The organism is Streptomyces sp. NBC_01451 (assembly GCF_036227485.1).
In the GTDB taxonomy this organism is placed as follows: domain Bacteria; phylum Actinomycetota; class Actinomycetes; order Streptomycetales; family Streptomycetaceae; genus Streptomyces.
In genome coordinates, this window is sequence record NZ_CP109479.1 from 6958983 (window position 1) to 6981190 (window position 22208).

Below are 22208 nucleotides of genomic sequence, written 5' to 3' on the forward strand. Positions count from 1 at the left end.
ATGGGGGGCGCGTCTCCGCGGCGCCTGTTGGCAGGCTCCCTCGTGCACGGCACAACCTGCCCGTGCACGCCCGTTACGCGTGCACGCCCCGTTACCCGTGCGCGCCCGTCACCCGTGGGCGGCGCATCAGGAAGGCCGCGCCCGCGCCGGCTCCGAAGAGGGCGGCCACGGATACGCCCGTCGCCAGCCAGGTCGCGCCGAGCCACTGGCCGCCGAAGTAGCCGAGGGCGACGCTGTACGCGGCCCAGGCCAGCCCGGCCACGATGGACCAGGGGAGGAACTCGCCGACCCGGCGGTGGGCGGCGCCCGCGCCGAGGGAGACGACCGAGCGGCCGGCCGGGGCGAAGCGGGCGACGACGACCAGGATGCCGCCGCTGTGCGCGAGGGCCTGGCCGAGACGTTCCTGCGCGTTGGTCAGGCGCCGGGAGCGGGCGATCGCGCGGTCCAGGCGGGCCCCGCCGTGCCAGGCGAGCCGGTACGCCACCAGGTCGCCGAGGACCGACGCGGTGGCCGCGCACAGGGTGAGCGCGAGGATGTCGGGCACCTCCTGCGGCACCTGCCCGGTGGCCGCGCCCGAACCGGCGGCGGCTGCCGTGGCGGCCGTGATGACCAGGACGCCGCTCGGCAGCACCGGCACCAGGACGTCGAACAGGACGGACACACCCACCAGGGCGTAGATCCACGGGGTCCCGGTCAAGGACCCCACACTCTCAAGCACCGCAGACTCCCCGAAACTCCCCCGTCGGACCGATCCGTTGCCGCTACCTCGCGGGGGAGCGGCGGGCGGCCTGTGACAGCCATACAGCGTACGCGGCGGGTCCGGCAGGAGATCCACGGGGGGCGCATGTGTTCGGCACAGGATGTTCACCCTGACGTACGCCGGTGCCCATCCCCGGGATGCGGGGATGGGCACCGGCGTACGAACGAGCGGTGGATCAGCTGGATCAGGCCGCTACCGGGGACTTGTCCCGCGACGGCTTCGTCGCGCCCGACGAGCGCTTCGCGAGGAACCGGTCGAGGCCGAAGGCGCCGGAGCCGGTGAAGACGAGCAGGAAGAACGCCCAGCAGAAGGCGGCGGCCAGTTCGCCCTGGTTCTGGATCGGCATGAGGGCGCTCGGCTGGTGGACGTCGAAGTACGCGTACGCCATCGCGCCCGAGGCGATGAACGAGGCGGCGCGGGTGCCGAGGCCCAGCAGGACCAGGGTGCCGCCGACCAGCTCGATCACGGCCGCGTACCAGCCGGGCCAGGTGCCGGCCGCGACGGTCTCCTCGCCGCCGAGGACGCCGAAGAGCGAACGGGCGCCGTGGCAGGCGAAGAGCAGGCCGACCACGATCCGGAAGAGGCCGATGGCGTAGGGCTGAGCGTTGTTGAGGCGAGCGGACATGTGGGGATGTCTCCTTCGGTCGGGATCGTTCCGTCCGAAAACTCCTCAGAGCTGTGGAAATTCAGAACCTCAGAACTCAGGAACCCAAGTACTCCAGGAATTCAGAACTGCGGACGGATCGGTCCGGGGGGCGGAACCGAGCGGGTAGTCCACCGTAGGGGCGCCCGATCAACGCTTGCAAGTTCAACATTTGGCCACGGCTTTGCTTGCGGGTGGGCTTCCATCTGCCGTGCCGATTCACCGGTTCCCGCACGTGGAGAGGCTGTCGGGGCCAGTCGCAGCACCGCCCGTGCGACCGCATCCGCGTCCGAAAGCGTGACCGAATCCACGCCAGGGCGAGCCCCGGCCGCCGTCACCCAGTGCACGCCCTCCGTGGGCACACCGAACGCCAGCCTTCTCGCGTGCGGCCTGCCTTGACGGTCCATCAGCAAATACGGGCGTGGTGTCACGTCCAGTCCGCCGGTTTCGTAACCGTCGCTCACGTGGGGCCTCGCCTCGCCCGTCCTCAGCAGTCGGGCGAGGAGCGGGTCGGCCGTGCGGCGGAGGTCGGGCTCCGGCAGACGTGCCTCTATGAGCGACGTCACGCGTACGGCGGAGCCCGGCACATCGGGGGAGCGCGCGACCCAGGCCCCGTCCTCGGCCCGTACTTCGAGCCGGGGCCCGACCATCTCCACCACGCCGGCCGTCACCAGCGCCGCCAGCTCCTCGACGCGACGCCGGGGCGGCCCGATGGACAGGAAGGCGTTCAGCGGGGTGTACCAGCGGTCCAGGTGGTCCCGGCGCGAGCCGCCCGGCAGCCCGCCGTGGTCGACGATCAGCCGCAACTCGTTGCGCAGGTCGCGCAGTACGTCCTGAGCCGCCTTCACGGGCCCGTCGACGTTGCCCAGCGCGGCCTGGGCGGCGTCCTCCTGGAGGTGGGTGAGCAGCCAGCTCCGCCAGGCGGCGGCGTCGGGGAAGACCTGTCCGGTGTACGGCCGTGACATCCGGTCCCAGGACCAGCGGTCGACCTCCGGCACGCCGAACTCGTCGAGTACGGCCGCTTCTTGGGGATCGCGGTGCGGGGCGGCGAGGAAGCGGTCCCGGAAGGCGCCGAGGGGGCGGTCCGTCAACTCCCGTGTCCGTAGGAGGGTTTCGTAGTAGACCGTCTCGACCTCCTTCGCCACCAGCGGCCATATCTCCGTGCGGAAGTCGGGCGCCTCGCCGGAGTCGGCGCGTTTGCGGAAGCGGGCGATCACCTCGTCGGTGAGGACGAGCGGGGTGTGCCGGCCGTACGGGCCCTTCGCGTTGTCGCCGCGCGCCTGGTACGGGATGCCGCGCCGCGAACCCGCGTAGAGCCGCGGCTCGCGCCCGGAGGGCAGATAACGCAGGCCGCCCGCACCGGAGTTGGGCGCGTCGCGGACGAAACGGCCGCCGCGGCCCGTGGTCAGGAGGGTCAGATGGTCGAAGAAGTTGAGGCCGAGGCCGCGCAGCAGGACCGGTTCGCCGGGGGCGAGCGGGGAGAGGTCGACGTCGGCCGGGTTGGCGGGCGGGATGTGGCACAGACCGCGGTGGCCGGCGTACGAGGCGAGGCGTCGCTGCTCGTCGTCCGGGACGAGGGGGAGATGGCCCTGGGCGAGGACGACGGCGGACAGGCCGGACAGGGTGCGGCCGTCCGAGAGGGTGAGGGTCTGGCTGCCGTCGGGGGCGTCTTCGAGGCGGGTCGCGCGTGCCCGGTGCGTCCGGACGCGTACGGCGGGCGGCGCCTCGCGCACGACCTTCGCGAACACCCACTCCAGGTAACGCCCGTAGTGGGCGCGGGTCGGATAGTCGTCCGGCCTCAACTCGCCCTCTGTGTCCGGCGAGTTGTGGGCCCACTCGTACAGGCTGGGGCCCGGCCGGACCGGGCCGGAGCAGTCCACGCTGTCGTCGGTGAAGAGGGTCACCTGGGAGGCCACGGTGTTCATCAGCAGCCGGGGCGACTGCGAGGTGCGCCAGACCTGGCCGGCGCCCGGCGCCGCCGGGTCGACGACGTGGACGGTCAACCGGGCGCCGGGCGGCAGGAGTTCGGCAGCGGAGGCGCAGAGGCGTTCCAGCACGCTGGTGCCGCGCGGCCCGGCACCGACCAGGGCGACGGACCCGGAGAGGGAGCCGGACGTGGTCCTTGAGGCGGTCTCCGGGGTTGTCTCCGAGGCGGCCCTCGGCGGCTCGACGGGCGTTGGCGACATGGTGGGGGAACTCCCGGGCGTGTGGGGCGCGTTGGCAGCTGACCGTCAACCGGAAGCAGACGGTCCGCCTCATCATGCCGTCGGCGGCCACACGAACCGAGCACCGGGGACGGGGCTCGCCGCCGGTGTGGGATGCCTCACCCGCTCAGCTTCGACTCCATGACCGTCTCCAGCCGGGCGCTGTTCTTCTGCCCCCGCGTCCGCTCCAGTCGCAGCCGGGCCGAACGGCCGTGCAGGGTCAGGGTCATCAGCATGTTGCCGAACCAGGGGCCGTCCGTCTTGCGCCAGACGACCGGTGGGCGCGGGACCCGGCCGTGCCGGGCGAGGCGGCGGCCCAGGGCGCGGCCCAGGCCGCTCCAGCCCAGGCGGAAGCCGACCTTGATGTAGCGGGGGATGGCGTTGTGGACCGGGGAGCAGGTCAGCTGGAGAACGCGGGCGTCCGGGCGGGCCGCTTCGGGCCAGGTGGCCTCGGCCGCGTACGCGTGGTGGACGTCTCCCGACAGGACCAGCACCGTCGCCGGGGCCCCGGGGCCCGAGCCGGCCTCCGCGATCAGATCGGCCAGGGCGGTGAACGAGGTGCTGAAGGCCGCCCAGTGTTCGAGGTCGGCCCCGCGGCGCAGCTTCTCCCCGAACCGGGCCCAGCGCGCGCCCCGTTCGCCCCGGCACAGGGCCTCGTCCCACGCCTCGGCGCCGTGCACGAGGTGCGGCAGCAGCCAGGGGAGCGAGGTGCCGATGAGGAGGTGGTCGTAACTGCCGGGATCGGCCAGCGCCTGTTCCCGCACCCAGGCCTCCTCGCCCGGGTCCAGCATCGCGCGCTCGTCCTCGTCGAGGACCCGGGCCGCCCTGCTGTCCACCATCAGCAGACGTACACGGCCGAAGTCGCGCCGGTAGCTCCAGCGGACCGAGGCGGGGTCGGCGTCCGCCCGGGAGGCGAAGGCGCGCACGGCGTCCGTGCCGTCGGCACTCTCGCGTACGGCCGCGTACAGCGGGTCGGTGGCGAGCTCGGACGGGGCGAGGTTGCCCAGGTGCTGGTGCACCCAGTACGACATCAGGCCGCTCAGCAGCCGCTCGCGCCACCAGGGGGTCTCCCGCATGTCGGCCAGCCAGGCGGCGCTGGTGTTCCAGTCGTCGATGACGTCGTGGTCGTCGAAGATCATGCAGCTGGGGACGGTGGAGAGGAGCCAGCGGACCTCGGGGTCGAGCCAGGACTCGTAGTAGAGGTGTGTGTACTCCTCGTAGTCCGCGACCTCGGCGCCCGGCGGTTCGGACAGGTCGCGGCGGGCGGCCAGCCAGTCGCGGGTCGCGTCGGACACCTCGTCGGCGTACACCTGGTCGCCCAACAGGAGCAGGACGTCCGGGCGTTCGGCCGTGGGGTCGGCCGCGATACGCGCCGCCAGGGTGTCCAGGGCGTCCGCGCCCACCGGGTCCTTGTCACCGGCGGCCGGTGCCGCCCAGCGGCAGGACCCGAAGGCGACCCGGAACGCGTCGCTCCCTCCTTCGCCCGCTTCCTCCTCGGGGGTGCGGATGACGGAGGGCGGGAAGGGCGAGTCGGGCAGCGGCCACACGCGGACGCCGTCCAGCAGTACTTCGTACGGAGTCGTCGTGCCCGGGGTGAGGCCGGTCACCGGAATCAGCGCGTAGTGGTGGCCCGCGACCTGGAAGGTGCGGGTCTCACCGCCGACGCCGTCCGCGCAGCGCGCCTCGGCGAGGCAGGGGCGGCTCGCCTCGACCCAGACGGTCGCGGACGAACTGTCGGCGTACCTCAGCAGCGGTCCCAGGCGAAGTTTCGCCACGTGATCTCCCGGCCCTTTCCATTTCCATGGTCGGGCGGGCCGCTCCGGCCCGCCATCCGACGTCGCCCCGTACGGTACGGAACGACGGCGGACGGCGGGGAGGTTCCATGCATGGTGCAGTCGGTCAGCAGCCGCTGAGGACCGAGCTCAGCTTGGTCTTCTCGGCGGAGTCGACCGAGAGGTCGTAGTAGTACTTCACCTGGACCCAGGCGCGGACGTACGTGCAGGCGTACGAGGCGACCGGGGGCATCCACTCGGCCGGGTCCTGGTCGCTCTTCGCCTGGTTCACGTTGTCCGTGACGGCGATGAGCTGGGGCCGGGTGAGGTCGTTGGCGAACGCCTGGCGCTGGGCGGTGGTCCAGCCGCTGGCGCCCGAGTCCCAGGCCTCGGCGAGCGGGACGAGGTGGTCGATGTCGAGGTCGGAGGCGGCGGTCCAGGTGGCGCCGTCGTAGACGGAGTACCAGCTGCCGCTGGTGGCGGCGCAGGCGGAGCTGGTGACGACGTTCGTGCCGTCCCGCTTCAGGACCGTCTCACGGGTGTTGCAGGTGCCGGAGATGGTGATCCAGTGCGGGAACAGGTCGCGGTCGTAGCCGGTGCGGTCCTCGGTCGCCACGGTGAGCGAGGCGAGGTAGGTGCGGGCGGTGGCGGCGCTGACCGGGGTGGGGAGGGCGGCGGAGGCGGTCGGACCGTTGAAAAGGCCGACCGAGGCTATGAGTCCGGTGAGCGCCGCGAGTATGCTGAGCCGTCGACGCGCGTAGAACTTCGGCATGCGAACTCCCTCGGGGGATGGGGGTGTTGAGCGCGAGCGAGTGAATCGTCGCGTCGCTTGATTGCCGTGAGATGTGCGATCGGTAAGAAGTTAGTGACGTGGGCATGACATAACAACCCTTCGGGGTCGGTTATCGTGGTTGGTGCAGAAGGGGAGTAGCTCTTCGCCGGACCGTCGACATACTGCTCAGCTCGTCTGAGCCGGCGCCCGGAGGCGGATCGCGTGTGATCCGCCAGCGAGACCTTCGGCCAGTAGTGCACTGACTGTGCGCTGCCGTGCCGAGGTGTCGTTTCGCGGTAACACTCTCGGTGGGGCAGCCCCGACCGATTGAGGAATCTTGATCAGCTTCACCGTGACGGCGGTCGTCTTCGGCGTCGTCTTCCTTGCCGAACTCCCGGACAAGACCGCCCTCGCCGGGCTCGTCCTCGGCACGCGCTACCGCGCCTCGTACGTCTTCGCCGGGGTCGCCGCCGCGTTCGCGCTGCATGTCGCGCTCGCGGTCGCGGCGGGCAGCGTCCTCACACTCCTGCCGCAGCAGATCGTGCACGCGCTGACCGGCGTGCTGTTCCTCGGGGGCGGCGCCGTGCTGCTGATGAGGAAGGGTGAGGGCGAGGCGGAGGTCCGGCGTCCCGAGGACCAGTCCTTCTGGAAGGTCGCGGGCGCGGGCTTCATGCTCATCCTCGTCGCCGAGTTCGGCGATCTCACGCAGATCATGACGGCCAACCTCGCCGCCCGCTACGACGATCCGCTCTCCGTCGGCCTCGGTGCGGTGCTCGCGCTGTGGGCGGTGGCCGGGCTCGGGATCGTGGGCGGCCGGGCGCTGATGAAGCGGGTGCCGCTGGCGCTGATCACCAGGATCGCGGCGGTACTGATGCTGGCGCTCGGGGTGTGGAGCCTCTGGGAGGCGGTGGCCGGGTAGGTCTGGCCACCGGAGCCGGGGTGTCCCTGGAGGTGTCCGGTCGGTGAACGATCGGCCAGGGCGGTAGCGGGAGGCACGGTTTCTTTTGTACCGTGTAGGAACAAAGTGGCTCCCGCCCGTTTTCCCTGACCGGCGGGCGGGGCCGCCTTGGTCCCGTACCTGTTCCTTGGAGCCTGCCGATGACGGCCACCCCCGTGTTCACCGCCCGTGCCCTCCTTCTCGACATGGACGGAACCCTCGTCAACTCGGATGCCGTCGTCGAGCGCGTCTGGCGGCGCTGGGCCGACCGGCACGGGCTGGACGGTGACGAGGTCATGAAGGTGGTGCACGGACGCCAGGGGTACGCCTCCATGGCCGTACTCCTGCCCGGACGGCCGATGGAGCAGAACCACGCCGACAACGCACGGCTGCTCGCGGAGGAGACCGCTGACCTGGACGGTGTCGTCGCGATACCGGGCGCCTTCGAGTTCCTGGCGTCCCTGCGGGGGCTTCCGCACGCGCTGGTGACCTCTGCCGACGTCGCGCTGTCGACCGCGCGGATGGGTGCGGCGGGGCTGGAACTGCCCGATGTGCGCGTCACCGCGGAGTCCGTCGGCGCGAGCAAGCCGGATCCCGAGGGGTTCCTCAAGGGTGCGGCCGAGCTGGGGATCGACCCCGCCGACTGCGTCGTCTTCGAGGACTCCGGGGCCGGGATCTCGGCGGGACGCGCGGCGGGGATGCGCGTGGTGGGCGTTGGGCCGCGGGCCCACTGGCACCGGCCGGACGTGGTGGTGCCGGACCTGGCGGGCGTGCGGGTCGAGCATGTGGGGGACGGGGAGCTGCGGCTGGGTTTCGGGGCCGGACCGGGCCACTCGGCCCGTCCGGCGCCTGAGGGCGAGGCCCCTTGAGGGCCGATGCGAGGCTCTGGGGGGCGCGGCCCCCGCCGCGTCCACACCGATACCGGTGCCGGATGCCCCGCCGAGCCTGCGCAACCCTTCACCGAGCCCGCGCAGTCCTAGGGCTCTGTCGTTTCCGACTCCAGCCGTTCGCGCGTAGTGCGGTCGTACACGCCCGGTTCGGCCGCGTCGATGCCGCGTGTTGTCTGGTAGGTGGTCACCGAGGTCTCGACGTTGTCGTCGTAGACGCCGTCGGTGTCGTTCAGGTAGATGGCCAACTGGCGTAACCGCAGCTGGAGTTCGAGGACCTCGTCGCCCCGGTCGCCGGGCCGCAGCACCGGGGCGGTGTCCTTGTCGTCGCCGCCGGGGGCCGGTGTGATCGTGCCCGTTGCCTGGGCGGTCGTCGGTGCCTGGGTCGGGGTGGCCGACCGGGACGGGGCCGAGGAGGGGGCCGTCGGTGTGGGCGAGGGGGTCGCGCTCGCGCTGCGGGACGGGGTGGGACTGGGTGACGCCGACGCGGAGGGCGTAGGACTGTCGGACGGGGTCGGGGACGCCGCGCTGGTCGTCGCCGCGGGCACGCTCTCCCGGACGTCCTGGGCGGCCGTGTTGTTCCGGTCCGGTTTGTCGTACGTGAACATCCCGCCCGCGAGTCCGCCCGCCGCCAGTACGACGACGACTGCTCCGGCGGCGCCGAGGAGAAGGACCCGGGGCCGTCGGCCCGAAACGCTCGGCTGCTCGTCCTCGGCGGAGTATCCGGGGTGGGTGGCGCGGGCGGGGTCGTCGGTGGACCGGGGCAGGGCCGGGATCGCGGTGGTCGCGGCCTCGTCGGCCCCCCAGCCGGTCTCCTGGACCGCCGGCATCGGCATCGTGGCCTCGGCCGCCTGCTCAGGGGGCCCCTGCTCAGGGGCGCCCTGGTCGAAGGCCGCCTGGCCGAGGGCTGCCTGGTCAAGAGCCCCCTGGTCGGGGGACGGATGCCCGGACGACGCGGGTGTTTCCGGTGTCAGTTCCACGTACGGGCGTATGCGCAGAGGGTCGAAGTCCTCCGCCGCCGCTGCCTCCGCCGAGCGTGCTTCGAGGTGGGCGTCGGCGGCGCGTTCGGCGCAGGCGCAGGAGGGCGTGTTGTCGGCTCCCCGGGGCGCGCCGCACTCCGGACACACGTGTCCCTTCGGATCGTTCACTGCGCGTCGGTTCCTTCCACGTACGAACCCCCGTACGAATCTCAGAGATTATCCAAAGCCTCTTCACACCTTCTCCCGGACGCCCCCGGAATCCGGGATTCCCTCGAATCTCGTGAGGACTCGACAGGCCATAACCGGTCACACCGACCACGATGGGGGTGTCGCAAGAGTCACAGGAGGACTTCATGGCCGGGGAAGCGCACGGCAGGACGGGGGATGCCGCGGCCGGGCGATCGGCGGCTCCGGGGCCCGGACACGTACCCGGGAACGTTCTCGTCTCCATCGGCGCGCTGCTGCTCGGCATGCTGCTCGCCGCCCTCGACCAGACCATCGTGTCGACCGCGCTGCCGACCATCGTCAGCGATCTCGGCGGAATGGATCACCTGTCGTGGGTGGTCACCGCCTATCTGCTGGCGTCGACCGCAGCGACCCCCCTGTGGGGCAAGCTCGGCGACCAGTACGGCCGCAAGCGGCTGTTCCAGGCCGCGATCGTGATCTTCCTGATCGGCTCCGCGCTGTGCGGTATGGCGCAGAACATGCCCCAGCTGATCGGATTCCGGGCGTTGCAGGGGCTCGGCGGCGGCGGGCTGATGGTGCTGTCGATGGCGATCGTGGGAGATCTGGTCCCGCCGCGTGAACGAGGCCGCTACCAGGGCCTGTTCGGTGCCGTCTTCGGCGCGACCAGCGTGCTCGGGCCACTGCTCGGCGGGCTCTTCACCGAACACCTCAGCTGGCGCTGGGTGTTCTACGTCAACCTCCCCGTCGGCGCCGTCGCACTCGCCGTGATCGCGACCGTCCTGCGCATCCCGCGCCGGTCCGCACGGCACGTCATCGACTACCTGGGCACCCTCCTCATCGCCTCCGTCGCCACCTGTCTGATCCTCGTCACCTCCCTCGGCTCGTCCTGGGGCTGGGGCTCGGCGCGGATCGTGGGCCTCGCCGTGCTCGGTGTCGTGCTGGCCGTCGCCTTCGTCCACGTCGAGCGACGGGCGGCCGAACCCGTCCTCCCGCTCAAGCTGTTCCGGCTGCGCACCTTCACCCTCACCGCCGTCATCAGCTTCATCGTCGGCTTCGCCATGTTCGGCGCGATGACCTATCTGCCGACGTTCCTCCAGGTCGTCCAGGGCGTCTCCCCGACCATGTCCGGCGTCCACATGCTGCCGATGGTGTTCGGCCTGCTCCTCGCCTCCACGGTGTCGGGCCAGATCGTCAGCCGCACCGGCCGCTGGAAGGTGTTCCCCATCGCGGGCACCGGCGTCACCGCCCTCGGCCTCCTCCTGCTCCACCGGCTGGACGAGCACAGCTCCACCGGCGGGATGAGCGCCTGCTTCCTCGTCTTCGGCCTGGGCCTCGGCCTGGTCATGCAGGTCCTGGTGCTGATCGTGCAGAACGCGGTCTCGTACGAGGATCTGGGCGTCGCCACCTCCGGCGCCACCTTCTTCCGCTCCATCGGCGCCTCCTTCGGCGTGGCCGTCTTCGGTACGGTCTTCGCCGGCCGCCTCGGCGACAAGCTCACGGACGCCTTCCGGGGAGTACGACTGCCCGCCGGGGTCTCGGCGGACGCGCTGGAGTCCGACCCGCGCGGCATCGCCGCCCTCCCCGAGGCCCTGCGCCCGCCCGCGCTGCACGCCTACGCGTCCGCCATCACCGACGTCTTCCTGTACGCCGCCCCGGTCGCCCTTCTCGGCTTCGTCCTCGCCTGGTTCCTGCGCGAGGACCGGCTGCGCGGCTCGGTGACCGCGCCCGACGTCACGGAGACCCTGGCCAGCAACCCGGTCCAGCGGTCGTCGTACGACGAGGTGTGCCGTGCGCTGTCCGTGCTCGGCACCCGGGAGGGGCGCCGCGAGATCTACCGGACGATCACCGCACGGGCCGGCCTCGACCTGTACCCGGCGGCGAGCTGGCTGCTGCTGCGCATCCGGCGGTACGGCTGGGCGGAGCCCGCGGTGCTGGCCGAACGCAGCCTCGTACCGCCGGCCGTGATCATCAAGGCCGCCCGGCAGGTGGAGGAACGCCGGCTCGTCGTACGCGAGGGCCTCGACATGATCCTCACCGGCGAGGGCCGCGAGGCCGCGGAACGGCTGGCGCGGGCCCGCGAGGAGTCCCTGGCCGAGCTGCTGGGCGACTGGTGGGGCCCGGACCGGCCCACCGACCTGGTCCAGCTGGTGAAGCTGCTGAACGAGGAGCTGTGCGGCTCGGACGCGGAACAGCCGCACAACGGCTCGGCGGACAGGCTCAGTTGACGCGTTCAGACTTCTCCTGATCGCCCCCTTTCTGGCCGTGCCTCTCCTGGTCGTCGTCCAGGCTCTTGCGGAACCAGTGCTCGGCGTAGGTGTCGTCGTTGTGGGGTGCGGTCTCCGAGTAGCCCAGGCGCGTGTACAGGGCGCGTGCCTCGACCAGGTCGGAGCGAGTGTCGAGGACCAGGTGCCGGGCACCGAGGGCCCGTGCGGCGTCCTCCGCGGCGGCCACGAGGAGCGCGGCGCCGCCCCGGCCCCGCATCCCCTCGTGCACGAAGACCCGGGTCAGCTCACCGGTCGTGGCGTCGAGGAGCCGTACGCCCGCGCTGCCGGCCGGTTCACCGTCGTACCGGGCGACGAGCAACTGCCCTCCCGGCGGGGCCAGTTCGGCACCCGGACCGGCCGCGACCCCGCGCTCCAGCTCGCCGGGCTCCGTGCGCCGGCCCTGGTGCAGGAGGTACCAGCGGTCACTGACCTCCGTGTAGTACGCCCGCCAGAGGGCGGCGGCGACAGGGGAGTCGAAGGGCTCCGGGGCGATGGTCCAGGTCATGACCGCCATTCTCGGGAACCGGCCCGGCGGGTGCGCAACCGGACATGCGTGACCTGCGAGTCCCGCACCAGCCTGTTTGGGGAGCGGCATCGGGGCAACTCGGGACTGTGACCGCCCTGTTCGGACCGTCGGTCGGGTCGGTCGACAAGTCGGTCGAGAAATCCGGAAGGCATTCATGTCCACAGGAGTGCTCATCGTTCTGATCGTGCTCATTGTCGCGGCCGTCGTCATAGGCGCGGTCGCCCTGAACCGGCGGGCCGCCGGCACCCACGGCCCACGCAACCTGAAACGGCACTTCGGACCCGAGTACGACCGGGTCGTCTCCCGTCACGACGGGGACACCAAGGCAGCCGACCACGAACTCGCCGAGCGCGTCCAACGCCACGGTGACCTGCGGGAAAAGCCGTTGGAGCCCGCCGAGCGCGAACGGTTCACGGCCCGTTGGGCCGCCGCCCAGGAACAGTTCGTCGAGTCGCCGCACCAGGCGGTCGCCGACGCGGACCTGCTCCTCAGCGAGCTGGCCGGCGCCCGTGGCTTCCCCGCCGGCGGCGAGTACGAGGAGCAGTTCGCCGCTCTCTCGGTGCACCACGCCGAGCACGTGCACGGCTACCGGCGCGTGCACAGCGCGGCCCACGAGGAACGGGCCGACACCGAGGAGATGCGCACGGCGATGATCGAGGCCCGCGCCTTCTTCGACGACCTGGTCGGCGAAGCGGAGCAGCACCGGCCGAAGTCGAAGTCACGACTCAACAAGCTTCAACTGAAGGGAAGTTGACGCACATGACGGACAACGGCAACCGGGACACGACGAAGCCGGACACCGACAGGCTGGACCCGGAGAAGTCTGCTGCGGAGAAGTCGGCCGCGGAGAGGTCGGCCGCCGCGCGGGCGGCAGGGGAGAAGGCGACCGGCGACAGGCCGGGCGCCGACAGGCCGGGCACCGAGAGTGCGACCGGCGAGAGGCCGGTCGGCGAACGGTCGGCCACCGAGAGGCCGGGCACCACGAGTGCGACCGGCGAGAGGCCGACCGGTGAGAGGTCCGCGGCCGAGAAGGCGAACGGCGGAAGGCTGACCGGCGAGAGGGCGGGCCGCGAGGGGCTGACCGGTGACAGGCAGGCCGGCGACCGGTCGGCCACCGACAGGTCCGACGTCAGGAAGTCGGCCGGTGAACGGCCGGCCACCGAGCGGCAGGACAGCAGGAATCCGGTCGACGGCGCCGCCGTACGGCCGCCCGGCTCCGCACCCGCTCCCACCCGCGCCCCCGAGGGGCAGTCGTCCCACGGGGTCGCGCTGCTCGCGCAGGACGAGCGGGACAAGCTCACGCTGCGGCTCCAGCATGCCGTCACCGGGTTCGTGGACGGCCCCCAGGAGTCCGTCGAGGAGGCCGACCGCGTACTGGAGGAGGTCACCGAGCGGTTCACGGAGGCGGTGGCGCGCAGCCGCCGTACCGTGCGCGCGACCCTGCAGTCCACCGGCGCCAACGACACCGGCGGCGAAACCGAGCGGCTCCGTCTCGCCATGCGGGACTACCGCGAACTGGCGGAACGACTGCTGCGCAGCTGAGGCCCCGGCACACCGCCGAGGCCTGCGCACGCACCGCCCGTCTACTCCGCCCGGTCCGCCCGCGCCTCCCGCCACTCCCGTACGACCTCGTCGACGTCGTACGGCTTGAGACCCAGCGGGGGGCCGGGCGGCGGCCTGAACATCATGTCGCGGATCTTGACGTTGATCTCCGTCACGATCCGGCGGACCGCCCCCTCGGAGGGGGCCCTGCGCGCCGCCGCCAGCGCGTCCTCCGCCTCCTTGCGCAGGGCCAGCGTCGGCGGCAGGAACGACAGCCCCTCGCGGGCCATCTTCTGCTTGACCCACCACAGTTCGTCGTACGACGTGTCGGTACCGTCGGGCAACGGCTTGCCCGCGCCGGGAAGCGCGGCGAACTCCCCGCGCGCCTCCGCCTCGCGGATCTGCCGGTCGACCCAGGACTCGAAACTCACCCCGGGCGGCTTGCGTTCGGTCATGTGTCCATTGTGCCGGACCTCGCCCTGCCCGACGATGGGGCGATTTATCATGCGGCGTCGTACGGCAACATGGCTGCCGTACAGGGACTGTTCAGCAACGACTGTTCCGCGAGGACCGGTCGGGTCACCCTCGGTGACCGTTCAGAAGGAGCGCACGTGCTCGAACTCACCATGGCCACCGTCTCCGGGACGGACGCCGGCGCCACGGCCGGCATGCTCATGGCCGAGGCGCCCAGCGAACCGGGGGCCATCATGCGGGTGGGCCGGGACAAGGCGGTGTGCCGTCTCGTGACCCCCGACGACTGGCTGTTCGTCTCACGGGTCCACCTGGAGTTCCTGTGCGGCCCCGACAGCACCTGGCACCTCTCCTGGTTGCAGGGCTCCCAGCCCGACCCGTCCTCCGAGGTCCGGCTGGTGGTCGGCGAGTACGCCCAGACCGTGCCGTACGGAGGGAGCGTGCCGCTGCCCCGGGGCGGTTCCGGCGAGATCATCATCCAGGACCGCACCGGGCCACGCAGCGTCAACGTGGGCTTCTACCACGAGGGTTGAGGCCCGCCAGGGGTCCGGCGGCCGGGGCTCCCGGCGCTACGCCACGACCCTCGCCAGCGCGAAGCCGTCGTACCCCTTGCTGCCCACCGTCTGCACCGCCGTGCCGTTCAGCCGCGGATGCTCGGCGATGAGCCGGAGGGCGGCGCGGGTGCCCAGGATGCTCGGGTCGGTGGAGTCCGCGTCGGTCACCGCGCCCCCGCGCACCACGTTGTCGACGATGATCAGGCTGCCCGTGGTGGTCAGCCGCAGGGCCCACTCCACGTAGTGCGGGTTGTTGGCCTTGTCGGCGTCGACGAAGACCAGGTCGAAGGGCTCGGGGTTCTCGTCGGCCAGCTTGGGCAGCGTCTCCAGGGCGGGGCCGGTCCGTACCTCGGTGATGCCGTCGAGGCCGGCCCGGGCGAGGTTGCGGCGGGCGACGTCGGCGTGCTTCGCGTCGTACTCCAGGGTGATCAGCCGGCCGTCGGCCGGGAGCGCGCGGCCCAGCCAGATCGTGCTGTAGCCGCCGAGCGTGCCGATCTCCAGGATGCGGCGGGCGCCCTGGATCTGGGCGAGGAGCTGGAGCAGCTTGCCCTGGTTCGGGGCGACGTTGATGCGCGGCAGCCCCTCCGCGTCGCTGTCGCGCAGCGCCGCCTCCAGGGCCTCGTCGGCCGGAGCCAGGAGGGTGGTGAAGTAGTCGTCGACGTCTTCCCAGCGCTGGGACTCGCTCATGGGGGCCGTACCTTCCGTTCGTGACCTGGGTGTTCGGGTGTTCGGGTGTCGGGGTGCGGGGGTCTGCCGTGGTTATTTGTAGCCCTCCCGGGCGATGACGTCCGTGATCCGTGCCTCGTCGATGTCGTAGACCGTCTCGCCGGCCCGGGGATCGCGGGCGTGCAGTGTGTGGAAGAGCGGACCGTGCGGCGAGCCCAGGTCGACGAGTGTCGCCGAGGCCCCGCGCACCGCCCGTTCCGTGCCCGCCGGGCCGGTCAGGTCGATCCGGTTGAACACCCCCGGCGTCACCCACACCGGCACCGACTCCAGGAACCCCATGATCTGGAGGTGGAAGTGGCCGCACAGGATCAGCCGTACGTCGCTGCCGCGGACCGTGTCGGCCAGGTCCGCCGGGTTGCCCAGCCCCAGCGCCCGCTGGAGCGCGTTGTCGAGGGTGACCGGCGGGTGGTGCAGGACGACCGTCGTGCCGTGCGGTGCCGGGGTGCGCAACAGCTCGCGCAGCCAGTCCAGCTGGGCGGCGCCGAGGTAGCCGTACACCTTGCCCGGCACGAGCGAGTCGAGCGTGACGATCCGATGCCCGTCGACCACGCTCGACGCCGCCAGCTCGCCTTCGGCGGACGTGAGCCGGGAGTCGGCGCGGTCGCCGCCCGCCGGGTCCAGGTGCCCGCTGCCGAGGGCCTTCGCGAAGGCGCCGCGCTCGTCGTGGTTGCCGGTGGTGCAGAACACCGGGATGCCCCGCTCCCGGGCGAACGCGCCCACGAGGTCCCGTACGACCGCGTACTCCTCGGGCGCCCCGCTGTCCGCGAGGTCACCGCTGACGACGACGGCCCCGAGGCCCCTGAGATGCCGGACGGCGCCGAGCATCCCGCGCAGTGACCCGGTGGTGTCGACGCCGTGGCGGTTGGGTGCGCCGGCGTGATTGATGTGGGTGTCGGAGAGATGGAGGATCCGCATCCCGGCGACGCTACCCCGGGCCCTGACGGGCCAAGGCCGTGTTCGGGAGCACCTTGTCCGATCCGGCGCGAAAGCGGCCGGTTTCCCGCCTCCGCGCGGTCCGCGTCGCGACCGGGGGACGGATCCGTACCCCGGGCCGACTATCGTCGACCGGACAGAAGGCCGGACGAATGGCCGGGGTCCCTCAGGTGAAGCGGGGGTTGCTCGCGTCTCACATCAGGGGCGGTGCGATCCTCTGGGGATTCGTACAGGATGATACGCGTGGGGCAAATGGTGCCCATGGTGCGTATGAGACGGATCGGGCGGGAGGCCTGCGCGGCGTGGCGAACGCAGAGCACGGTGGTGGAGCAGGAGGTGCCTTCGGAGCGGGCGCCGCCGGGACGGCGCAGGCACGGCTGAGACTGGCCCGTGTGGCGCTCTGGCTCGTTGTCGCCGTCCTCGCGGTCAGACAGGTGGCCGTCGTCCTCGGCACCCCGAAGGCGGACCGGCTGACCGACCTGGAGACCTGGGTGGGTCCCGACGGCGTCCTGCATGTGAACGGCTCGCTCTACGACTCGACGCAGTTCACCGGCACGCCCTTCGGCGGACTCGTCCTCAAGCCGCTCACCCGGGCCGCCGAGCAGGCCCTCGGCTGGGGCTGGACCTTCGGCACGCTGCTGCTGGTCGTCGCGCTCGGCGTGGTCGCCGCCCGCGCCCTGCCCGCACCCGTGAGCCGCCGCACCTCGCTGCTCGCCGCGCCCGTCGCGATCAGCCTGCTGATGCTGTCGCTGCCCGTGCGCAACACCCTCTACCTCGGCCAGACCAGCATCATTCCCGTCCTGCTGGTCCTGCTCGGCTGCTTCGTCGCACGCGAGGAACGGGCCGCCGGCGCCCTGATCGGTCTCGCCGCGGCCCTCCAGCCCACCGTGCTGCTGTTCGCGCCGCTGCTCTGGTTCACCGGGCGCCGCCGGGCCGCCGTCTCGGCCGGGATCACCTTCGTCGCCTGCACCGCGCTCGCCTGGGCCGCGATGGCGGACGACTCCTACACCTACTGGGTCCACCACCTGGGCGGGGCGGGGCTCGGCGGCGCCGCCGACGACCTCGCCAACCAGTCCCTGCACGGCGCCCTGCTGCGGCTGGGCGTCGAGGGACCCCTCGAAATCACCCTGTTCCTGGTGCTCGGCGCGGCCGTCGCCGTCCTCGGCCTGCGCCGGGCGGTGCGCTACGCCCAGGACGGCCAACTGCTGCTGGCGGTCGCCATCACGGGGTGTGCGGCCATCGCCGTTTCCCCCACGACCTGGCAGCACCAGCTGCTGTGGCTGCTCCTCGCCGTCGTCGGCCGCGTCGGCAGGCGCGCCTCCGACCGCTACATGTGGCCGGTCGCCGTGATCATCGTGATGACGCTGCCCGCCAAGATGGTCATCCCGAACATGGGCGCCCTCTACCCGGTCCGCGACAACATCGTGCTGCTCGCCGCGGTCGCCGCCGCCACCGTCGTACCGTTCCTGTCCCGGACCTCGGAGTTCTACCGCTCACCGGTCCCGACGGACTTCGCGGCACCGGTCCCCGCCCGCTTCGGCCGGGTCCCGCTCCTCCCCTTCCTGCGCCGGGTGCTCACCCGCCCGAACCTGCTCCTCGAACTGCTGCTGATCCGCGTCACGTACGCCGCGTACCAGAAGGTCCGGCTGGCCGCGACCGGCGGGACGACCACGGGCGGCCGGACCACCGCCGAGGCGCACGGCCACCAGATCCACGACATCGAGAAGTTCCTGCACATCGACATCGAGCACTGGGTCAACCACACGGTCGTGAAGATCGGCTGGATGCGGGACTTCTTCGACTTCTACTACACGTCGTTCCACTTCTTCGTGCCGCTGACCGTCCTCGGCGTCCTCTACTGGCGCCGCCCGGTCGACTACCGCTGGGCCCGCGCCTCCCTCGGCTTCGCCACCCTGCTCGCCCTCGTCGGCTTCTGGCTCTACCCGCTGGCCCCGCCGCGTCTGATGCCGGGCCTCGGCATCATCGACACCGTGCACGGCGTCCAGGACTTCTCCAAGCCGGACTACGGCACGCTCACGGCCCTGACCAACCAGTACGCGGCGATGCCCTCGCTGCACTTCGGGTGGTCCCTGTGGTGCGGGCTCGTCATCGCGATCGTCGCCCCGAAGTGGTGGATGAAGGCGCTGGGGATGCTGCATCCGTTCTTCACCGTCTCCGCGATCGTCGCGACCGGCAACCACTGGGTGCTGGACGCGGTGGGCGGGGCGGCGGTGGTCCTCGCCGGGTTCGGACTGTCGTACGTGCTCATGGGCCCGCGTGCCCGTCCGGCCGTGGCGGCAGCGGCGGACGACGACGGCCGGCCGCGGCCCGCCTGGGCGGCGAAGAGCCGCACCTGACCGGGCACAGGTGCCCCGGTGTCACCGGGCGCGCGGCCGGGCCAGCCGTTCCTGGAGCCTGGCATGGCGGAACTGGTACACCGGGCCCGTCGCCCGCAGCAGGTTGCGGCGGCGGGCGTCCTCCAGGAAGGACATCAGGCGTACGGGGGTGCCCTCGGCGGCGGAGAGCTGTACGGCGGTCATGGCCGTGGCGACTCCCAGGTTGGTCACGGGACCCGCCGCGAGCCCGGCCCACAGGCCCGCGCCGAGGCCGAGCGGGGCTCCGGTCCAGAAACCGTGCTGCCAGGTCGCGGCGGGCACGATGAGCAGGGCGACCGCGAGGCCGACCAGGAGGCCGAGCAGGAGCCGCAGCCTGATGTGGTGCAGCCAGACGTCCCGGGGGCCGACGGACCGGCTGTCCGCCACGGGCGGGTTGGAGTGCTCCTCCCTGACCCCGTCGAACCAGCGCCCCGAGCCGTGGCCGATGAAGGTTCCGGCGACGAGTTCGTAGCCGCGGCCGTAGACGAGGGTCGTGCCGAAGCCGGCCGGAATCGTGGAGAGGAAGCAGAGCCAGGCGGGCAGGCCGGGGTCCATCAGCGGCCCGAGCCCGAAGAGCAGCCAGACGGCGACCGCCGTCACCAGCCACTGGACGACGCCGGTCCGTACGGCCGACCGGCTGAAGATGTCCCGCCATCCGGCGCTCGGCAACGGCTGAGGATCGCCGCTGCGGACGTTCAGCCACCCGGCCGCGAACCCGGCCCCGATCGCGGAGACCGGCCCCAGCACGCCCGCCCACACCGGACCGGACAGTCGCAGGATCAGGAAGAAGCAGCTCACGCCGTACAGCAGACCGATGACGGCTCCGACGGCGACCGCCCGGGGCCGGCGGTCCGCCCAGCTGGGGATGTGCCACCAGGCCAGGTCGCGCGTGCCCTGCTCGGTGAGGCGGACGGCCAGATGGCGCAGGGCCCGGTCGGCGGCCTCGGGGGAGTGCCGGGGGCGTGGCCGTCCCGGCCGGGCGGTGTACGCGGCGGTGACGGCGTGGTCGAGGAGGTGGTCCTCCACGGCACGCGGGGTGGGGAAGCGGACGGGGTCGAGGAGTTCGTCGACCGGGTCGGCGTCGCCGTAGACGTCACGCAGGAGGCCGACGGCGAGCGGGCCGGCGAGGGCGCGGGCGACGGCGCTGTCGGGTGTGTCCAGGAGCGTGCGGGCGAGCAACTCCCAGGCGGGCGGGGACGGTTCGGGCAACGGGCCGAGGAGGTAGGCGGCGGCGTCGGCGGGGCGCACGGGGAGGATCTCCAGCGCCACGGCACCGCTCAGCCGGGCCCGCCGGGAGGTGAGAACGGCTTCCTTCGAGCGGGACACGAGCACGAGGCGGAAGTCGGCGGACTCCAGCGCGCTCAGCATGGCCGTACGCAGCTTGCCGCCGACCTCGTCCAGGGCGTCCAGGAACAGCGCGACGCGGCCGGACTCCAGCAGTTCGAGCGCGCGGGCGCGGCCGTTGCGGCCCCGGAACAGGGTGTACTCGCGGGACAGCCGGCCCGCCGCCCAGTCGGCGGGGCTCTCGGCGGCCGGGTCCCAGCCGTGCAGCGACAGCATCACCGGCACGGGGACGAGGCGACGGAGCCCGGGCGCGGCGGTGTTCGCGCGGTACCGGAGCGCGTCGAGGAGCAGGAGCACGGCGGCGGCCGTCTTGCCGGCCGCGGGCGGGCCGACCAGGAGGAGCCGTCCGGAGGCCAACCCGCCGTAGACGGCGTGCAGTTCGACCGGACCGCCGCCCCCGCGCAGCCCGTCACGGGTCGTCGGGACGAGCCCCGGCAGCGGGGCGAAGCGGGCGCGGGCGCCCTCGGCGGTGGCGCCGCTGACCCGGCCGGTCATCCTGCGGTCGCTCACCTGCCAGCGCACGGGCAGCGGGGCGGGTTCGAGGAGGCGGCGGAGTCCGGCTTCCCGCTCCCACTGGCGGCGCACGGTGGCGGCCAGTTCGTCCGCCGTCGCGTCGAGGGGGGAGGGCGCGGTGACGTCGTACCGGACGTTCATGGTGTTGCCGGTGCCGACCTGGAGGGCGGTGGGGCCGTGGAAGACGTTGCCCGTCAACTCGCTTGATTCGCCCGGGCTGTCCGGCTTGTCGGGTGTTTCGGTCGGTCCGTCCGGGCCGGTGCCGGTCATCCGGTGGGTCCGAAGTGGACGTCCTGGTGGTTGTGGTCGCCGACCTGGACCGCCGTGGGGCCGTGGAAGGTGTTGCCGGACACCACGCCCCGGCCGGCCTGCTCAGCCGTCGACTCCTCGGCCAGCGCGCGGAGTTCGGCGACGAAGCGGTCGCGTTCCGGTTGCTCCAGGCTCTCCAGCAGCGCCTCGAACCGCCCCTGCCAGAGGCCGATCTGCAGGTCCCGGACCTGCCCGGCCTCGTCCTCGCCGGCGGCGTCCAGCACGGCGGCGGTCCGGTCGAGCCGTTCCAGCGCGTCGTTCTCCCGCGCGGGATCCCCACGGCCGACGAGCCGGGCGCACCGGTCCCGGAAGGCCGCCCACAGATCCGAACTCGCGCTCTGCACAACCGTCGTGCCCGCCGCGGCGGCAGCCGCGACCATCGCCTCTGCCAGCATCCCCGGTCGCTCCCTCGCCTCAAGCCGATGACCAGACCCTATTTCCCGCTCGGCACTCGGACCACCCGTCCCCCGGCGGACTCCGTCACGATGTCCTGCGGCGCTGGCGACGCCGCCGCCCTGAGCCGGTATTCGGTGGGCGGTACGCCGTAGGCGCTGCGGAAGGCCCGGCTGAACTCGGCGGGGCGGCGAAGACCCCAGCGGGTGGCGATGACATGGACGGGCGTGGAGCGCAGGGCCGGGTCCGCCAGGTCGCGGCGGGCACCCTCCAGCCGTTGGCCGCGGATCCAGGCGGCGACGGTCTCACCGTGTGTCTGCTCCTGGAAGACGCGGTGCAGGTAGCTGACGGAGATGTGGTGTGCGGCGGCGATCACGGGCGGGGTGAGGTCCGGGTCGTGGAGGTTGCGGCGGATGAAGGCCCGGACGTGTGCGGTCAGGGTGCGATGCCGGTTCTCCGGGGGCAGGGCCGACTCGGTGCCGAGTTCCTGGGCGAACCAGGCCAGCAGCAGGTCGAGCACCACGTTGCCCAGACGTGGCGCGTCGGACGGCTGGAGGGAGTCGGCCTGCCGGACCACGCCGGTGAGGAAACCGGACAGCAGGGCGCCCACTCCCTCCTGCGCCGACAGCCGTCTGGCCAGCAGGTCCCCGACCCGGTCCGGTGACACCGGCACCAGCACCTTGGGGAACTCGACACCCACCCCCGTCACCACGCAACGCTCCTGGTCCGCCGGGGGCCGTATGTCGTACGGCTGCGAGGTGTCGATCACGTACAGGTCCTGCGGGCCGTGGGTGTCGGCCCGCCCGGCCTGGTCGACCCCCAGTCCGCCGGCGAGCACCAGCGAGACGTGGTAGAACTCCGGGTCCGACTGCCGCACCATCCGCGCGGACCGCCGGAACCGCATCGGCCGGAACGACCCCGGCCACACCGTCACCGGCCCCAGCGGCAGCAGCCGCTGCTCCGCCCAGAAGTCGGCCGCGTACTCGCTGCTCATGTCGCTGGGCGCGTGGGTCCGGCCGACCAACTCCCGCCAGTGGTCGAACCGGTCCTCCGCCGCCACGTCCTCACTCCGGAACACCGTTCCGATCATCGTGCGCGCACCCCCGTCACCGTCCGG

Annotated in this window: 20 protein-coding genes; 7 read left to right on the plus strand and 13 right to left on the minus strand. The window is 72.3% G+C overall.

Features of this window, described 5'->3' with window-relative positions; translation table 11 throughout:
- Positions 1-91 precede the first annotated feature (91 nt).
- The 5 genes from OG595_RS30550 to OG595_RS30570 form a co-directional block, all read right to left on the minus strand.
- The gene (locus tag OG595_RS30550; RefSeq protein WP_329277543.1) at positions 92-718 is read right to left on the minus strand and encodes a DedA family protein; all 627 of its coding nucleotides are present in this window, start codon (positions 716-718) and stop codon (positions 92-94) included.
- 226 nt (positions 719-944) lie between these two features.
- Positions 945-1385: a DoxX family protein gene (locus OG595_RS30555; RefSeq protein WP_329277545.1), complete on the minus strand. Its 441-nt coding sequence runs from the start codon at positions 1383-1385 to the stop codon at positions 945-947.
- Positions 1386-1486: 101 nt separating this feature from the next.
- Positions 1487-3589, minus strand: coding sequence for an FAD/NAD(P)-binding protein (locus OG595_RS30560; RefSeq protein WP_329277547.1), 2103 nt, complete (start codon positions 3587-3589; stop codon positions 1487-1489).
- Positions 3590-3726: 137 nt separating this feature from the next.
- The gene (locus tag OG595_RS30565) at positions 3727-5382 is read right to left on the minus strand and encodes an alkaline phosphatase D family protein (protein WP_329277549.1); all 1656 of its coding nucleotides are present in this window, start codon (positions 5380-5382) and stop codon (positions 3727-3729) included.
- A 124-nt stretch (positions 5383-5506) separates the two neighbouring features.
- Positions 5507-6151, minus strand: coding sequence for an HNH endonuclease family protein (locus tag OG595_RS30570; protein WP_329277551.1), 645 nt, complete (start codon positions 6149-6151; stop codon positions 5507-5509).
- Positions 6152-6488: 337 nt separating this feature from the next.
- On the opposite strand from OG595_RS30570, the gene OG595_RS30575 reads away from it, so the two are divergent.
- Entirely contained in the window at positions 6489-7070 is a 582-nt protein-coding gene (locus tag OG595_RS30575; RefSeq protein WP_329277553.1) for a TMEM165/GDT1 family protein, read from the plus strand.
- Positions 7071-7249: 179 nt separating this feature from the next.
- Positions 7250-7957: an HAD family hydrolase gene (locus OG595_RS30580; RefSeq protein ID WP_443073188.1), complete on the plus strand. Its 708-nt coding sequence runs from the start codon at positions 7250-7252 to the stop codon at positions 7955-7957.
- A gap of 107 nt (positions 7958-8064) precedes the next feature.
- Here OG595_RS30580 and OG595_RS30585 read toward each other — a convergent pair whose 3' ends face one another.
- Positions 8065-9123 carry a peptidoglycan-binding domain-containing protein gene (locus tag OG595_RS30585; RefSeq protein WP_329277554.1) on the minus strand — a complete coding sequence of 353 codons (1059 nt, stop codon included), beginning with the start codon at positions 9121-9123 and terminating at the stop codon, positions 8065-8067.
- 185 nt (positions 9124-9308) lie between these two features.
- Between OG595_RS30585 and OG595_RS30590 the strand changes: the two genes are divergently transcribed.
- Positions 9309-11366 carry an MDR family MFS transporter gene (locus OG595_RS30590; protein ID WP_329277556.1) on the plus strand — a complete coding sequence of 686 codons (2058 nt, stop codon included), beginning with the start codon at positions 9309-9311 and terminating at the stop codon, positions 11364-11366.
- Here OG595_RS30590 and OG595_RS30595 read toward each other — a convergent pair.
- Positions 11359-11910 (minus strand): GNAT family N-acetyltransferase, encoded by a 552-nt coding sequence (locus tag OG595_RS30595; protein ID WP_329277558.1) that lies wholly within the window; start codon positions 11908-11910, stop codon positions 11359-11361. The genes OG595_RS30590 and OG595_RS30595 overlap by 8 nt on opposite strands.
- 175 nt (positions 11911-12085) lie before the next feature.
- Here OG595_RS30595 and OG595_RS30600 point away from each other — a divergent pair, with 175 nt between their 5' ends.
- On the plus strand, positions 12086-12685 hold the full coding sequence (locus OG595_RS30600) for a hypothetical protein (RefSeq protein ID WP_329277560.1): 600 nt from the start codon (positions 12086-12088) through the stop codon (positions 12683-12685).
- A 5-nt stretch (positions 12686-12690) separates the two neighbouring features.
- Positions 12691-13473 (plus strand): hypothetical protein, encoded by a 783-nt coding sequence (locus OG595_RS30605; RefSeq protein WP_329277562.1) that lies wholly within the window; start codon positions 12691-12693, stop codon positions 13471-13473.
- 41 nt (positions 13474-13514) lie between these two features.
- Here the strand turns inward: OG595_RS30605 and OG595_RS30610 are convergent, their stop codons facing one another.
- On the minus strand, positions 13515-13928 hold the full coding sequence (locus OG595_RS30610) for a J-domain-containing protein (protein ID WP_329277563.1): 414 nt from the start codon (positions 13926-13928) through the stop codon (positions 13515-13517).
- Between the two features lie 156 nt (positions 13929-14084).
- Between OG595_RS30610 and OG595_RS30615 the strand changes: the two genes are divergently transcribed.
- Positions 14085-14477, plus strand: coding sequence for a hypothetical protein (locus OG595_RS30615; protein WP_329277566.1), 393 nt, complete (start codon positions 14085-14087; stop codon positions 14475-14477).
- 36 nt (positions 14478-14513) lie between these two features.
- Here OG595_RS30615 and OG595_RS30620 read toward each other — a convergent pair whose 3' ends face one another.
- On the minus strand, positions 14514-15185 hold the full coding sequence (locus OG595_RS30620) for an O-methyltransferase (protein WP_329277568.1): 672 nt from the start codon (positions 15183-15185) through the stop codon (positions 14514-14516).
- 72 nt (positions 15186-15257) lie between these two features.
- Positions 15258-16139: a metallophosphoesterase family protein gene (locus tag OG595_RS30625; RefSeq protein ID WP_329277570.1), complete on the minus strand. Its 882-nt coding sequence runs from the start codon at positions 16137-16139 to the stop codon at positions 15258-15260.
- Between the two features lie 320 nt (positions 16140-16459).
- On the opposite strand from OG595_RS30625, the gene OG595_RS30630 reads away from it, so the two are divergent.
- Positions 16460-18514 (plus strand): bifunctional glycosyltransferase 87/phosphatase PAP2 family protein, encoded by a 2055-nt coding sequence (locus OG595_RS30630; RefSeq protein WP_329277572.1) that lies wholly within the window; start codon positions 16460-16462, stop codon positions 18512-18514.
- Positions 18515-18535: 21 nt separating this feature from the next.
- On the opposite strand, the gene OG595_RS30635 is transcribed toward OG595_RS30630, so the two are convergent.
- Genes OG595_RS30635 through OG595_RS30645 form a run of 3 tightly spaced genes read right to left on the minus strand, consistent with a single transcriptional unit; the run spans position 18536 to position 22181 of the window.
- Complete coding sequence (locus tag OG595_RS30635) at positions 18536-20659, minus strand: hypothetical protein (RefSeq protein ID WP_329277574.1); 2124 nt, start codon at positions 20657-20659, stop codon at positions 18536-18538.
- Complete coding sequence (locus tag OG595_RS30640) at positions 20656-21093, minus strand: hypothetical protein (RefSeq protein WP_329277576.1); 438 nt, start codon at positions 21091-21093, stop codon at positions 20656-20658. The genes OG595_RS30635 and OG595_RS30640 overlap by 4 nt, the downstream gene beginning before the upstream one ends.
- A gap of 38 nt (positions 21094-21131) precedes the next feature.
- Positions 21132-22181, minus strand: a complete 1050-nt coding sequence (locus OG595_RS30645; protein ID WP_329277578.1) for a helix-turn-helix domain-containing protein — start codon at positions 22179-22181, stop codon at positions 21132-21134.
- Positions 22182-22208: the final 27 nt, after the last annotated feature.